The organism is Mesobacillus campisalis (assembly GCF_000986785.1).
Classification (GTDB): Bacteria; Bacillota; Bacilli; order Bacillales; family Cytobacillaceae; genus Mesobacillus_B; species Mesobacillus_B campisalis.
In genome coordinates, this window is the sequence record NZ_LAYY01000015.1 from 58,433 (window position 1) to 72,193 (window position 13,761).

The window sequence follows — 13,761 nt, forward strand, 5'->3', positions numbered from 1 at the left end:
TTTAAATAGGCAGTTCAATGGTGATTTCCGTTCCTTGCCCATGGCTGGACTTAAGATGAAACCTCCCTTTAAGCGCTTCTGTCCGCATCTTCATGCTCTTTAGGCCAAGAGAAGGCAGCTCGTGGTTTTCATCATGCTGAAAACCGCATCCATCATCCCGGATGCTCATGACCACCGATTCATCGCTTATTTTAAAATGAAGGTGAACAATGGATGTCTGTGCATGCTTTTTGCAATTGGCCAATGCCTCCTGGCCGATTCGCCACAGTGCCTCCTCCACCCTTGCTGGAAAGGATGCAATACCCGTCACCTCTGCATGAATCGTCAGTCCCAGCATCCCTGCGTATTCCTTCAGGCTGCTTACCAATCCCTTTTCCAGCCCACGGGGTTTCAACTGCCAAATGAGGCCCCGCATTTCTCCGAGTGCTTCCTGGGCGAGATCCTGGATATACCCAAAAGTTTCCCGGACTTCTCCTGTGGACATTTCCATGCCGCCGCGTGCGGTCAGGGTGAGCGAAAAAAGCAGCTGATTGACCGAATCATGCAGATCCCTGGCAAGACGGTTCCGTTCAGCAAGCAATACTGTCTCCTGTTCCCGCTGTGTCAGGTGAATTCTTTTCAGCGCGGTCCCTATTTGGAAGGCTACCCCCTCGAGCAGGGCAAGTTCATCGCTCCTGAACTCCTTTTTCTTTGGCGATCCAACATTCAGGAGACCGAACCGTTCGCCACCCGCCCGGAGTGGGACGGTTGCATGGTGGGTCAGCCCGCCGGTGTCTTCGCTTCCTTCTACAATCGCCTCTTCAATACGCTTGCATTCTATGATGTTAGTAGCCTTGGTTAATTGCTTTTTATAATAACGGCTGACACACCAGCAATCTCCCTGGCACATCCTGCGTTTGTTTTCAGCTGACAATGCTGGCGGCAGATGTTCTTCCGCGGCAAGAACATGACGGCCGCTTTCATCTATAAGAAAGACCCAGCCTGTTTCAAGCCCGGTAAGATGCAGCAGTTTTTTTAACACCTGGGACAGCATGAGTTCGCTCTCCGTGCTTTCGTTCAATACCTCGGCAATTTCCTTCAGGATGCCGATTTCTTCGTATCTTGCGTCCATCGCCATGAACTTCCTCCTAAATCGGTATCTTTTCCCATTATATCTGCTTTTTAAATAAAGAACCCTACTCTTTAAGGAGATACCCTGTACAAATCAGGCGGCTCCCCTGCTATGGAAAGCCGCCATTCTTCTCTTCTTATGGTGATGATTTTAACGATACCTTTCTTCCTTAAAAGGATTGGCGGTCATCGAGTAGCCCATTTCCTCCCAGAATCCTGCTTCATCTTCTTTCATGAAACGGATGCCGGATACCCATTTGGTCCCTTTCCACAGGTAAAAGGTCTCCGGGGGAATAAACCGGAGCGGAAAGCCATGCTTTGGATCCAAATCGGCCCACTCGTTATGTTTATCCTTCCAGCGGAACACGAACAAGGAGTCATCTCCCAAAAGCTCTTTCAGAGGCAAATTCGCATTATACCCAAAGCGGTCACCATCGTAATAACCATAAATCTGGACGTAATTCACACCATCCTCGAGCTCTACAAGATTAAGCAGTTCGCGAAAAGGCACCCCCTCAAAGCTTGTTCCAAACTTTGACCACGTGGTGACACAATGCATGTTCACAGTGGACACCCGTGTTGGCAGGCTCATGAATTCCCGATAAGTCAATAGGACCTCGTTTTTCACCTCGCCAAACAGCCTGAAGTTCCAGGTTGCTTCATCAAACTGATACACATCCCCAACGTGGAGGATTGGCCATTTCTCACTTTCGAATTGTCCTGGCGGCAGCTGTTTTTCCAACCAATTCACCTTCCATCTGATCTGTTTTTTTTATCATAGTGGTTTTGGCATAAAGGATGCAAGGAAACAGGTGCCTTCTCTGCCCGTTTTGGACTTCAGACCGAAGGTGAAATTCCACAGCCATAGCCTGCTTATAAAATCAAATTCATATCACCAAATTCATGCCAAAGGTATCGGCTTTTAACTGCCTCCTGATAAGCGCACAGCAAATGGTGTTCCGAAACAAAAGCGGTAAGCATATCAAGATGGCTTGCTTTCGGTTCATGAAATCCGGTAAGGATGCCATCAGTTATGTTTAATCGGGTATCCCTGCTGACGTAGAGATTTGTCGAACCTGAAAGCTTCCCGCCTTCTCCCACTGTTTCAATGGCGCGGACCACCGTCGTTCCTGCAGCAATGATTCGGCCGCCGGCAGCTTTTGTGCTGCTGATTTTCTGCATAACCTCTCCAGGAACATGATACGTTTCCTCATGTTCTTCAGGATGAAAATCAAAGTCTTCACCCAGGTAGCTCAGCCCGGTATGAAGCTGAATAAAGGCAATAGAGACGCCCATATTCTGCAGCTGAAAGAGCAGTTCCCAGCTGAATGCCCTCCCGGCTGACGGCATTTCCACCGAGCCTGGACTGCTGGCAAAAACAGTCTGGTAATAGTCGAGCTTCCATGGCTTTTCAATATATTCATAGGTAATCGGTTCGCCAATATCATAAAAGATGTTATATAGCTCTGTGCCTGCTTGTGAAAAAAGGATGGACTTTATGGGTGAAGAGGCTTTCTCTCCCGTAATGACTCCTGAAAGTCCAGGTGAAAATTGCAATGTATCCCCCACGCTTGCTCCGGCAGCGGCCACAAGCGCCTCCCAGGTGCTGTCATCCTTCCGCCTTGCCAGCCGAACTTCAACATCAGTGTCCATCAAGGCCTTCCCGCGTTTCCAGGTTCCTTTTAAAAGAGCGGGAACTGTTCTGCTTGAATTTAAAACAATCAAGTCTCCCGGCTTCAGATAATTCCCCAGCCGGAAGAAGGAATCATGAATCCTTCGCCCCGATATCCGGTCCAGCACCATCATCCGGACTTGATCCCTGCGGATGCCCCGTCTTTCAGGAGGCATCGAGGCGTTTAATTCCGGCGGCAGTTCAAAGTCAAGCTGAGCGGTTGTCATAGCGTATCCTCCCATCTAAATTGCTGTGCTTCAAACCGGAGCCCTGTGACACCATCCGATTTTTCCGATCCAAGGTAAAGAAACACGTCTGTAAGGCTTTCCGGCTCGGCGAGTTGATAATCACACTCCGGAACAGCAAGGATATGCATTTGAGTATCCATTTCCCCCGGGTCGACCATATTGACTTTGATTTTTGTTCCTTGCAGCTCATCGGCCCATGTCTCCGTAAGACCCTCCAGTGCAAATTTGGAAATTCCGTATGCGCCCCAGCCAGCATACCCAGTATATCCGGCCTCCGATGTTACATTGATGATGCTGCCCATGTTTCTTTGAAGCATTCCTGGAAGCACTCGGCGCGTTACAAGAAAAGGCGAAAAGGCGTTTACCCTTAACACTTCCATAAAATCATCTACTGGATAATCCAGCAGCAAAGGCATTGGACTGGGACCGAGTATGGATGCATTATTGATTAGAACGTCCACATGGCCAAATGTTTCCTCTGTCATGGCCGCAAAGCGTTCGACATCACGAGTATTCCCCACGTCTGCGCTGACAGCTAGCACTGTGCTTCCCAAAGCTTCTGCTTCCTCCTTAACCTTTAAAAGAGGAGCCAAGTTCCTGGCGCAGATGGAAAGGGAGGCGCCTTTCCTTGCAAAAGCCAGTGCCAGCGCCCGTCCAAGACCTCTTGAAGCACCTGTAATCATGACCACATTATTATTAAAATCATTCACTTTGATCTCTCCCTTTACGTTTTTTCATCTGCTTTAAGCTTAACGGGTATGGAAGCATTTTCCCTCCATAAAAAGCAGGAACAATTTCTACTACTTTAGGATGAGAAATTGGACCTAGTTTCAAAATCTGTAAAAAAGTGTATTAAAGGAATAGTACGAAAATATTTTCGTTTCAATCTATATATCTTTCGTTTCATTCCTCCCCCTAACCAGGATGTCATTCATTTTGATGTGACATCCTGGTCGTGGTGCGGAGAGCTTCTTTTCAAAGCTCTATCGTGGTGCGATGCCTTCCCTTTTTGGTTTTAATACACAGCATGCTGATGCCATTCAGAATGACGGTAACCTGGTCCCCTTTTATCCTAGTGAGGAAGGCCACCTGCTCATGCTGCTGCAGCCATCCTATCTTTTAAAAAACGAAAAAATTTCATAGTTTGGAGGAATGTCCATGAAACAGCTAGCTTATGCCAAAACGTCGAGGCCCATCACCCTTCGTCCCTCTCACAGTATCGAAAGTCTTTATGGACAAGGATATGTTTATAATCCAAAGCTTTACTCCGAGGATTATTCGCATTTCTCCAGCGATGTTTTAAGTTTGGAAGCACTGACAGGCAGAGAGCTCAGTGTGGCTGGAGATGCACCTGTAATCTGCCATGCGGGCACCGTGACAGAGCCGGCATTGAGGCTGCTGCGAAAAGCCGGGTTAAAGGTTCCTGCCTCCCTTTATACTTACAGCGATGAAGAGGGCTATCTGGAACTGCTTCAGCAGCTTGAGCATCTAAACAAAAAGGTGATCTTCCAATACCCGCATCCTTCAGAAAAGGTCTCTCCCGGGCTGCACTGGGTGGATCCTGCTGTGCATGCTTATCTTTGCGATAAACGAAGTATCCCCGATTTGGTTCCAAGTGGACATTTTCCCGAAAGAAGAATGATGAGCCTTGCCGAGATTTTGGAGGAAAAACCGCAGCTGCCGCTTGTGTTGAAGTCCGGAGACGGCAGGCCGACATCAGGTGGCTGCGGCGTCATGCTCGTCCATGATGAACAGCAGCTAAACAGCGTCGACGAAGCTTTTTGTGACTTATCGAAAATCATTGTCGAAGAGCATATTGAGTATGATGAAAATATTTCCGTCCACTATGCCGTCAACCCTGATGGCGAAATCAGGTTTCTGGGAAAATCGGAGCAGATTGTCAATGAGGAAGGCTGCTTCCGCGGCAGCTGGATTTCGGTGGACATCGATGAAAAAATTGCGCCTATTGCTGAAATAGGGTACTGGGTGATGAAAAGGATTGCCGACACCGGCTATGTTGGCGTAGCGGGGTTCGATGTCCTGGTTAAGGGGGATCGATTCTACTTTATTGACTTGAACGTCCGCTTTAACGCTTCGACGTGCGGACTGCTGCTCTATCGTGATATCCAAAGAAACTACGGAAAAAGTGTCATGAGACTGTGCAACCTGGAGTGGACAAGCTCTTTTGATGATCTCGTTCCTGTCGTGGAAAAATACATGGATTCTGGCCAGTTCGTCCCAGTTGGCTTTCTTGATGCCGACTATGTCCAATGCGGCAGCAGCACATCCAAAGTCGTCGGTCTGGTCATTGCACATTGCGCAGAAGAAGCCGAAACCACCCTCACCCACATGGCACTAGACGGCCTCCATCCACGTGAATAACATTTTGGGGGTCAGGCACCCTTTAATAAACTAAAGCGGGTCAGGCACCCTTTACCAGAGTAAAGGGTGCCTGACCCGCTTTCATATTTTAACGCGCTGCAGACCCTATTACCTTGCACCCCCAGCCTTTCCTGCTGGTCAAAAAGCTTCTGCTAGCTTATTGTAGTTTTAAATCACTTTTTACAAACAAGGGGGAAATTGGCATGAAAACGGCCATTGTGACTGGTTCATCAAGCGGTTTTGGCCTCTTATGCGCGCTGGAACTGGCGAAAGAGGGCTTCCATGTGGTCGCCACCATGAGGGATCCGAAAAAAAGCGACACACTTCTAAAGCTGGCAAGGGAAAGACAACTAGAACAGCACATCGAAATTCAGGCTCTTGATGTGACTTCTTCCCTTTCCATACAGCAATTTAAGCAATACATACAATCTTTCGGGAAAATTGAGGTTCTCGTTAACAATGCCGGCTACGCGCTCGGCGGTTTTTGCGAAGAATTGCAGCTTGATGATTACCGCCAGCAATTCGAAACGAATGTGTTTGGCGTGATTGGGGTGACCCAGGCTGTCCTGCCTTTTATGCGGCAGAATCGGCATGGCCGGATCATCAATATCAGCAGCATCAGCGGACTAGTCGGCTTTCCGGGACTGTCTCCCTACACTGCCTCCAAGCATGCGCTCGAAGGCTTTAGCGAAAGTTTGCGGCTAGAGCTTAAACCTTTTGGGATTGATGTGGTCCTCGTTGAACCAGGTTCCTATAAAACCAACATCTGGTCCAGCATGGATACAATCAAAGTCCATCAGGATTCACCGTATTACGAGTATATGACCCTCCTGATGAAGGAAATCAACAGCGGCAAGGCCGGTCACGGAAACCCGGAGGACGTGGCCAAACTTGTTGCCAAAATCGCCGTCCAGCAGCAGAGCCCGGAGCTCAGGTACCCTATCGGCAAAGGCATAAAAAACAGCCTCCTGCTCAAAAAAATACTCCCATGGAATAAGCTAGAAAAAGTGATTCTCAAAAAATTAGGGGTCAGGCACCCTTCACTGCACTAAAGGGGGTCAGGCACGCGCTAGGGCTTTAACGCAAAAAACCGGGCAACAAGCCTGCGCTTTTTGCCCGGTTTTTGTGTCTATGTCCGCCTATTTGAACCATCCTTTTTCCTTTGACTGCCTGATGGCTTCGATTCGGTTGGTCACTTCCAGCTTGTCAAGGATGGTGGAAATATAGTTCCTTACCGTTCCCGTGGTGATGGTCAGCTCGCTGGCGATGTCCTTCGTATTTTTGCCGTCCGCCACCAGGCCGAGGACTTCCATCTCCCGTTCGGTCAGCGGGTTTTCCTCGCTGTAGATGTCATCCATCAGCTCTGGGGCAAACATCCGCCTGCCGGCCATGACGCTGCGGATGGAACTTGCCAGCTCTTCGCTCGGGCTGTCTTTCAGCAGATAGCCCTTCACCCCTGCCTTCAGGGCGCGCTGGAAATAGCCGGAACGGGCAAAGGTGGTTAAAATAATCACTTTGCAGCCAAGCGGCTTTAGTTCCTCAGCCGCTTCCAGTCCGGTTTTTCCAGGCATTTCAATATCCATGATGCAAATATCAGGCTGGAGCTTTTTAACAAGTTCCACTGCTTCTTCCCCATTGCTCGCCTTTCCAACCACTTCCATATCATCCTCGAGGCTGAGCAGCGATCCTAATGCTCCCAATAGCATCCGCTGATCCTCCGCGATGACAATCCTGATCATTTTGCTCCCTCCCTATCCTTTTGCTCGACAAACCTTGGCACTTTTATGACTAATAATGTCCCTTCCTCATCCTTGATATCAAGGGTGCCATTTACAAATTCAAGGCGCTCTCTCATTCCATTCAAACCGCTTCCCTTGGAGAAGTCCGCTTCCGTCACACACCCTTTGCCATCATCCTTCACCATCAAAGTGATTTCCTTTGGCGATTGGATCAGTGCCACATGGCAATTAGCAGCATCGCTGTGTTTGACGATATTGTTCACCGCTTCTTTCAGGCACATGCTGAGGATATTCTCGGTCAGCAGGGAAACGTTTTTCACCGGCAGCTCGGCATCGCAGTGAAATTCAATTTCTGCCGCTTTCAAAATTTGCTGAACTCGGGCAAGTTCCTCCTTCACCCGGATGCCGCGCATCTCGGCAACCATTTTCCGGACTTCATTCAACGCAGTCCGTGATGTTTGCTGGACATCCTTCAATTCAGCCCTTGCCTGCTCAGGGTCCTTATAAACCAATCTACTTGCCAAGTCGCTTTTTAGACCAATCAGCGATAGCTTTTGCCCCAATGTGTCATGAAGGTCCCGCGCAATCCGCTGGCGTTCTTCAAGCTTTACGAGCTCGGAAATCCGCTTGTTTGCATCTTCCAGCTTTTCTTCCAGCCGCCCGCGCACATTCCGGTTCCGGATGCTGAGCGGCAGGAAGATGATGCTGATCCAGACGATAATCACGAAAGGCAGCTGAGTCAAAAACAAATCTTCTTTTAAAATCAATTCGAAATTAATCGCCGCCGACATGCTGACAAGATGGATAAAATACAAGACGAAAAACGGGATTTTCTGGTGGATATTCCCTATAAAATAAGCAATGAAAAAAGCAAAATACACATAGCTGAACAAAGTCGTCGAAGCGACGGAAATGCCGATCAGCATCACAGTCCAAATATACACGGCCCAGCTTTTGGAGATAAACGCCAGCCGGTAAAAAACAAAGAATAACACCGTCAGGATCAACCCGGTCACAATCACAATCGTGGACAAAGTTTGTGAAAAGATAAAATAAAATGGCAGAATGCCAAGGATGGTCCAGATATACGGAGAGATTCCGGTCGTTTTCAGCAAATTCCAGTATTGTCTAATCATGCATGCAACCTCGTTCTTTGATATCAATATTTTACCATAATCGCCATCACTCGTCCTTTTTCTATAAAAAACAAACTCTCCTCAATGCAAGGAGAGTGTAAAACCAGCTTATACTTGAGTTCTCGCTGAAGAGGAGACAGATTTTTTTGCAGCCTTTTTCAAATGCGCAAAGGTCACAAACTTTTTGCCTTCTTCGTCCCAGAGCTTAAACTTAATCGCACCAAGGCTTGCCGCAAGCGTGATTGTCGGCACATTCTGCAGAGGCACTGTATTTTCATGCACTTCTTCGAGCTTGTAGTTTGGAACGCGCGGGCTCAAATGATGTACATGGTGGTATCCAATGTTTCCTGTCAGCCACTGGAGCAGCTTTGGCAGCTTGTAAAAGGAGCTTCCTTCAACAGCAGCCTTCACATATTCCCAATGCTCATCTTCTTCGAAATACGAATCCTCAAAGGTGTGCTGGATGTAGAACAGCCAAATGCCAAGGCCTCCGGAAATCATGAAAATCGGGCCCTGCACAAGCAGGAAGTTTTGCCAGCCGATTGCCCATGAAAGCAAGCCGATAACCACAACAAGCATGATATTGGTGAAATAAAGATTGTTTTTCTCTTTTTGTCTTGCTCCCTTGCGGTTAAAGCGGTTTGTAATCCCGAATACATAGATCGGTCCAAGTATGAACATTACAAAAGGATTGCGGTACAGCCTGTACTTTACCTTTGTCCAAAATGGCGCTTCCAGGTATTCGTCAACCGTCAGCATCCAAAGGTCCCCGGTCCCGCGCTTGTCCAGATTGCTGCTTGTCGCATGGTGGACGGAGTGTTCATATCCCCACTGGTCATAAGGGAACAGCGTCAAAATTCCCGTGATTGTTCCAAGGACACGGTTGGCCTTCCTGTTTTTAAAAAAGGAGTGGTGGGTGCAGTCGTGAAAAATGATGAAGATTCGCACAAGAAAACCGGCTGCAATTACAGCAATTCCCAATGTAAGAAAATACGAAATGGAAAGGCTTTGGTAAGCTAAATACCAGAGCAGGAAAAATGGCCCCAGCGTGTTGATGATTTGCCATATGCTTTTCGATAGTTCCGATTTTTCATAAGGGGCAACCTGCTTCCGCAAAGCTTTAGGGTTATGATTGTTCAATGGTACAATTCCCCTTTCTAGGTGATGTTAATTTTATTATAGAAAACGGAAACAAACCTTGTAAGTCCCAGGTGTCATATCTTTTATATGACAAATGTCATATAACCATAATAAGAATGAGATAAACCTATTCCTGCCTGCTTTGAAACACCAAATATAGGTTATCCAAAAAGAAAATAATTGTTCATACTTTGATCAAAAACTTGGGGCGATTATGTGAAGAATGGCTCGCAGAAGCTGAAACGAAGTAACTTTCCGTTAGAATATTTATATATTCTTGATAATTAGATTGGAAAGTAGGGGGTTTCCTGATGAATGCACTCGCAGAAGACAGATTTACAGCTCCTTTTGAGGAATTATTTTATACAAGACTGGTATTGAACGATGCGATTCGTTTTCTATTCAATCATCCTCCTGAAAAAAATTATTTTCTTGTCCTTCTGAATGACCCTGGCTTTCAATCTATGGCAGAAATGAACAAGAATGCAAAGAAAATGGAACAAGAGATTAAAAAATTTCGGGAAGATGACAATTTCCTTCAAATGGCTGTTTCGGCCTATCACGACCTATTCACTGGTCCCAATCCCCTGCCTGCGCCGCTTTGGGAATCTGTCTACCTGGGGCGCGAGCACATTTTATTTGATGACCAAACACTTCAGGCAAGGGCCTTTTACCGCAAATATGGCCTGAGATTTACCCATGAAAACAATCAGCCCGACGATCACATAGCCGTCGAGCTCGAATTCCTTTCCTATCTGGTTCGTTCATCCCTTGAATCCGGGGATGTCGCTGCTATAAGGGAACTGTTGAAGGACCAGCATTCTTTTATTACCGGACATTTGGCCAGATGGGTGCACCTGCTGTGCGACAGGCTGCTGAAAGGAACCAGCCATCCGCTCTATCAAGCACTGGCCCTTCTATTAAGAGACTATCTTGATCTTGAACTGGAAACCGCAGAGTTCCTGGAAGAATGTCTCAGATGACAAGTCAATTTTTAAATAAAAAAGCGGATGTCCCGCAGGTTCCCGCCCTGCTCGACATCCGCTTTTTATTTCTATCCATTGCTGTCCATCCCCCTCAGGATAGGCAGAGAATAGCTATGCAAAAAGGGCTGCCAATAGACAGCCCTCCCCGGTTATTTTTATATGATTCCCAGCGAACTTAGGAAGACCAGCACAATTCCAACAGGGGCTATGTAGCGGATAGCTGCATACCAGATGTCAAACAGAATACCAAGCCCCTTCGTTCCTTTGTTCAGCTCTTCTTTTACAAGCTCGCGCGGCAAACGGTAGGCCACAAAAAGGGAAATAAACAGTGCGCCAATAGGCAATCCAAGGTTTGTTACAAGAAAATCGGAGAAATCAAAAATCGACTTTCCAAAAATCTGGACATCTGACAGCACACCAAAGGATAGCGCGCTTGGAACACCAACCATAAAAATAAGCAAGCCGCTGATCCAGGAGATTTTCCCTCTCCGGCCTGCATCGTCTTTTACGAGCGCCGCGACCACTATCTCGAGGATGGAGAAGGCCGAGGTCAAGGTTGCAAATAAAAGGAGAATCAGGAAGATGACCAGGAACACACCGCCAAACGCCATTTCATTAAATACCGCTGGCAGGACGACAAACACAAGTCCTGGGCCTTCGCCTGGTTCGAAGCCGAGCGCAAAGACGGCCGGGAAAATGACCAGCCCGGCAAGCAGGCAAATAAATATATTCAACCCAACTACCGAAAAGGCTGACTTTGTGAGGTTTTCCTTATTGGACAAGTAGGATGCATACGTGACCATAACGGAAATACCGACACTCAATGTGAAAAACGCCTGTCCAAGCGCCATGAGGATGGTTTCACCTGTAATGGCAGAGAAATCCGGGTAAAGCAAAAACCTGACACCCTCCATGGCACCGTCGAGTGTCAGCGAGCGGATTCCCAGGATAATAAAAAACAGAAACAAAGCAGGCATCATGTATTTGCTGGCCCGCTCAATTCCCTTCTGGATGCCGCCTTTCACGACGAAAATCGTCATCAGCATAAAAATGAACTGGGCGGCCACCACTTCCACTGGATTGGAAATGACCTCGCCAAAAACCGCTCCATAGTCGGCATCAGTCAAAGATCCTGTTAGGCCGCGCCACAGGTACGAAAGAATCCAGCCGCCGACCACACTGTAGAAAGACAGCAGGATAAAGGAAAAAAGGACACCGGCATAGCCGACATAATGCCATTTACTGCCTGGAGCAAGTTTTTGGTAGGCCCTGACAGCATCTTTTTGGCTGTTGCGCCCGACCATGAATTCCGCTATCAAAATTGGTGCTCCTACAAAGATGGTAAGTATGATGAATAAAAGAAAAAAGATGGCTCCCCCATTGGTTCCGGCCAGATAGGGAAATTTCCAGATGGCACCCAAGCCAATCGCCGACCCTGCGGCGGCAAGGATGAAGCCAAGTTTGGATGTCCATTGTTCATGACTTTTCATATGTTTATTAACTCCTTTTGCAATTTCAAGCTGATATTTTTCCATGTTACTATGAATGAATGAAAAAGAGTAGTTATTTTTATTCCCATTCAAATGACCGGGATATTCTTACTATTTGCCAAAAAAGGGCCAGCATTCCTTATTGTGTGAATAAAAGGTCAATCACTTCCCTGCATATCCTTTAATGGCCGCAATTTCACACCAGCAGTTCTTCTTTATTTGTAAGACCAGGCTGGAAAGGGCTATATCCTTATATTCACTGGAGGTGGGCTTATGGCTGTTGTGAAGCATACAGAAGCGGATATCGACCTCCTGGCCAGACTTCTAAGGGCCGAGGCGGAGGGAGAAGGAGACATTGGCATGCTGCATGTAGGGACAGTCGGCATCAACCGGATCAGGGCCAACTGTTCGGATTTCATAGGATTGCGCACCATTCCTCACATGGTTTTTCAGGAGCATGCTTTCGAAGCCACACAAAAAGGCTATTTTTATCAGCGGGCAAGGGCCTCGGAAAAGCGCCTCGCCCGCAGGGCAGTCCGCGGGGAACGGTCCTGGCCGGCCCGTTTCAGTTTATGGTACTTCCGGCCCTCCGGCGATTGCCCCCCAACCTGGTATAACCAGCCATTGGTGGGCCGCTACAAACTACATTGCTTCTACGAACCAACCGGAGCCGAATGCGAAAACATCTACAACACCTTTTAAAAGGAGTCTTCTTTAAAAAGGGGTCTGGCACCCTTCACCACTTCACCGCATCCGGGGTCAGGCACCGTTTAGTGCGTTAAAGCAGTGTCATTTCCTATGCTTTTTATGTTTCTCCTTTACACATGGGGATGTTTTGTAGGATATTTTTATTAGGCAATAGACGAGGAAGTTTCCTGTCAGTACGAAAAGTGTAAAGGAGAACGCAGCATGGCACCTGTCCTATATCAAAATTTTGCTGAAGCTTCGCAAAAATTATTGGAAATATTGAATGCGATTCTGCCAGATAAGACTCTTATGCTGGCGAAAAAAACCCAGAAACATATTAAACTTGAAAAAGTGCTTCATAACGATAATGGTATTCTTGCTAATGAGGGGGATCTTATACCCGTTGAGGATGTTTACTGACAGCACATTTTATTTGGTGGTCGTGAACCCCTTTTAATTGAAAATACCAGGAAAAATCCTGTCAGCCAAAACATGCCCCTGACAGAAAAGGCCAATATCGGCTCTTACCTTGGTGTACCCGTGTTTTATCAAAACGGTGAAGTGTATGGCACTCTTTGTGCGATGGATTCCAAACCATCCACTTACAGTCCGGAGGCTGTAAAAGCGCTTGAAAACTTGTCGCAGCTGTTCGCCTATGTCCTCGACCTCGAAGCGAAAGCCACAAAAGACCAATTGACAGGTTTGTATAACCGGCATTTTCTTTATCAGCTTTTTGATGAAAAAATCACCCTGGATAAAACGGCTAAGGGCACCCTTATGTTCCTTGACCTCGATGGCTTCAAAGCTGTAAATGATAAATATGGCCACGAACTGGGCGACATTGTATTAAAGGAAGTCGCTCACCGGATTCGTAAATGCCTGCCAGAAAACGGTATAGGCGTCCGGCTGGGCGGCGATGAATTCGTGCTCCTGTTTCCAGAGCTTGCAAATAAAAACAAAATCGAGCAGCATGCCCGGGAAATTCTTGAAATCATGTCATCCTGGCAAATATACGAACACCAACTTGCCCTATCCACAAGCATTGGAATCACAATTTACCCTGAGGACGAAACAAGAATAAGGACGCTGCTGAAATACGCAGATGCCGCCATGTACCAAGCAAAAGAGCACGGCAAAAATTGCTACAGGTTTTTCTGACAAAAAGGTGCCC

At 47.2% G+C, this 13,761-nt stretch carries 14 protein-coding genes; 6 read left to right on the top strand and 8 right to left on the bottom strand.

Annotated features, from left to right (window positions below; translation table 11 throughout):
* Nucleotide 1: 1 nt before the first annotated feature.
* From WQ57_RS14230 to WQ57_RS14245, 4 genes are all read right to left on the bottom strand, one after another.
* Nucleotides 2-1,117, bottom strand: a complete 1,116-nt coding sequence (locus WQ57_RS14230; protein WP_046524451.1) for a GAF domain-containing sensor histidine kinase — start codon at nucleotides 1,115-1,117, stop codon at nucleotides 2-4.
* A gap of 144 nt (nucleotides 1,118-1,261) precedes the next feature.
* Nucleotides 1,262-1,852 carry a molybdopterin-dependent oxidoreductase gene (locus WQ57_RS14235; RefSeq protein WP_046524452.1) on the bottom strand — a complete coding sequence of 197 codons (591 nt, stop codon included), beginning with the start codon at nucleotides 1,850-1,852 and terminating at the stop codon, nucleotides 1,262-1,264.
* 131 nt (nucleotides 1,853-1,983) lie between these two features.
* The gene (locus WQ57_RS14240) at nucleotides 1,984-3,009 is read right to left on the bottom strand and encodes an S-adenosylmethionine:tRNA ribosyltransferase-isomerase (protein ID WP_046524453.1); all 1,026 of its coding nucleotides are present in this window, start codon (nucleotides 3,007-3,009) and stop codon (nucleotides 1,984-1,986) included.
* On the bottom strand, nucleotides 3,006-3,713 hold the full coding sequence (locus tag WQ57_RS14245) for an SDR family oxidoreductase (protein ID WP_046524521.1): 708 nt from the start codon (nucleotides 3,711-3,713) through the stop codon (nucleotides 3,006-3,008). Before WQ57_RS14245 ends, WQ57_RS14240 begins: the two co-directional genes overlap by 4 nt.
* A gap of 475 nt (nucleotides 3,714-4,188) precedes the next feature.
* Between WQ57_RS14245 and WQ57_RS14250 the strand changes: the two genes are divergently transcribed.
* A complete protein-coding gene (locus tag WQ57_RS14250) occupies nucleotides 4,189-5,412 on the top strand; it encodes an ATP-grasp domain-containing protein (RefSeq protein WP_046524454.1) in 1,224 nt (407 codons plus the stop codon).
* Between the two features lie 203 nt (nucleotides 5,413-5,615).
* Nucleotides 5,616-6,464, top strand: a complete 849-nt coding sequence (locus tag WQ57_RS14255) for an oxidoreductase (RefSeq protein WP_046524455.1) — start codon at nucleotides 5,616-5,618, stop codon at nucleotides 6,462-6,464.
* Between the two features lie 87 nt (nucleotides 6,465-6,551).
* Here WQ57_RS14255 and WQ57_RS14260 read toward each other — a convergent pair whose 3' ends face one another.
* The 3 genes from WQ57_RS14260 to desA form a co-directional block, all read right to left on the bottom strand.
* A complete protein-coding gene (locus WQ57_RS14260; RefSeq protein WP_046524456.1) occupies nucleotides 6,552-7,151 on the bottom strand; it encodes a response regulator transcription factor in 600 nt (199 codons plus the stop codon).
* Nucleotides 7,148-8,287 (bottom strand): sensor histidine kinase, encoded by a 1,140-nt coding sequence (locus WQ57_RS14265; RefSeq protein WP_046524457.1) that lies wholly within the window; start codon nucleotides 8,285-8,287, stop codon nucleotides 7,148-7,150. Before WQ57_RS14265 ends, WQ57_RS14260 begins: the two co-directional genes overlap by 4 nt.
* A 108-nt stretch (nucleotides 8,288-8,395) precedes the next feature.
* Nucleotides 8,396-9,427 (bottom strand): Delta(5) desaturase DesA, encoded by a 1,032-nt coding sequence (gene desA / locus WQ57_RS14270; protein ID WP_046524458.1) that lies wholly within the window; start codon nucleotides 9,425-9,427, stop codon nucleotides 8,396-8,398.
* A 311-nt stretch (nucleotides 9,428-9,738) separates the two neighbouring features.
* Here desA and WQ57_RS14275 point away from each other — a divergent pair, with 311 nt between their 5' ends.
* Nucleotides 9,739-10,410, top strand: a complete 672-nt coding sequence (locus WQ57_RS14275) for a TorD/DmsD family molecular chaperone (RefSeq protein ID WP_046524459.1) — start codon at nucleotides 9,739-9,741, stop codon at nucleotides 10,408-10,410.
* 158 nt (nucleotides 10,411-10,568) lie between these two features.
* Here the strand turns inward: WQ57_RS14275 and WQ57_RS14285 are convergent, their stop codons facing one another.
* Nucleotides 10,569-11,903, bottom strand: a complete 1,335-nt coding sequence (locus WQ57_RS14285) for a sodium-dependent transporter (RefSeq protein ID WP_046524461.1) — start codon at nucleotides 11,901-11,903, stop codon at nucleotides 10,569-10,571.
* A gap of 273 nt (nucleotides 11,904-12,176) precedes the next feature.
* Between WQ57_RS14285 and WQ57_RS14290 the strand changes: the two genes are divergently transcribed.
* The 3 genes from WQ57_RS14290 to WQ57_RS14300 all read left to right on the top strand — a co-directional run bounded on the left by WQ57_RS14290 (nucleotide 12,177) and on the right by WQ57_RS14300 (nucleotide 13,748).
* Complete coding sequence (locus tag WQ57_RS14290; protein WP_046524462.1) at nucleotides 12,177-12,605, top strand: cell wall hydrolase; 429 nt, start codon at nucleotides 12,177-12,179, stop codon at nucleotides 12,603-12,605.
* Nucleotides 12,606-12,812: 207 nt separating this feature from the next.
* Entirely contained in the window at nucleotides 12,813-13,010 is a 198-nt protein-coding gene (locus WQ57_RS14295) for a hypothetical protein (protein ID WP_046524463.1), read from the top strand.
* A gap of 6 nt (nucleotides 13,011-13,016) precedes the next feature.
* A complete protein-coding gene (locus tag WQ57_RS14300; RefSeq protein ID WP_277620294.1) occupies nucleotides 13,017-13,748 on the top strand; it encodes a sensor domain-containing diguanylate cyclase in 732 nt (243 codons plus the stop codon).
* The last annotated feature ends 13 nt before the right edge of the window (nucleotides 13,749-13,761 follow it).

What these genes read in the sequence shown, in the direction of transcription:
- WQ57_RS14245 (WP_046524521.1), bottom strand. Translation starts at nt 3,713, where the DNA reads ATGATTACAGGTGCTTCAAGAGGTCTTGGACGGGCGCTGGCACTGGCT.
- WQ57_RS14240 (WP_046524453.1), bottom strand. Translation starts at nt 3,009, where the DNA reads ATGACAACCGCTCAGCTTGACTTTGAACTGCCGCCGGAATTAAACGCC.
- WQ57_RS14290 (WP_046524462.1), top strand. Translation starts at nt 12,177, where the DNA reads ATGGCTGTTGTGAAGCATACAGAAGCGGATATCGACCTCCTGGCCAGA.
- WQ57_RS14230 (WP_046524451.1), bottom strand. Translation starts at nt 1,117, where the DNA reads ATGGCGATGGACGCAAGATACGAAGAAATCGGCATCCTGAAGGAAATT.
- WQ57_RS14265 (WP_046524457.1), bottom strand. Translation starts at nt 8,287, where the DNA reads ATGATTAGACAATACTGGAATTTGCTGAAAACGACCGGAATCTCTCCG.
- WQ57_RS14275 (WP_046524459.1), top strand. Translation starts at nt 9,739, where the DNA reads ATGAATGCACTCGCAGAAGACAGATTTACAGCTCCTTTTGAGGAATTA.
- WQ57_RS14295 (WP_046524463.1), top strand. Translation starts at nt 12,813, where the DNA reads ATGGCACCTGTCCTATATCAAAATTTTGCTGAAGCTTCGCAAAAATTA.
- WQ57_RS14285 (WP_046524461.1), bottom strand. Translation starts at nt 11,903, where the DNA reads ATGAAAAGTCATGAACAATGGACATCCAAACTTGGCTTCATCCTTGCC.
- WQ57_RS14255 (WP_046524455.1), top strand. Translation starts at nt 5,616, where the DNA reads ATGAAAACGGCCATTGTGACTGGTTCATCAAGCGGTTTTGGCCTCTTA.
- WQ57_RS14250 (WP_046524454.1), top strand. Translation starts at nt 4,189, where the DNA reads ATGAAACAGCTAGCTTATGCCAAAACGTCGAGGCCCATCACCCTTCGT.
- WQ57_RS14260 (WP_046524456.1), bottom strand. Translation starts at nt 7,151, where the DNA reads ATGATCAGGATTGTCATCGCGGAGGATCAGCGGATGCTATTGGGAGCA.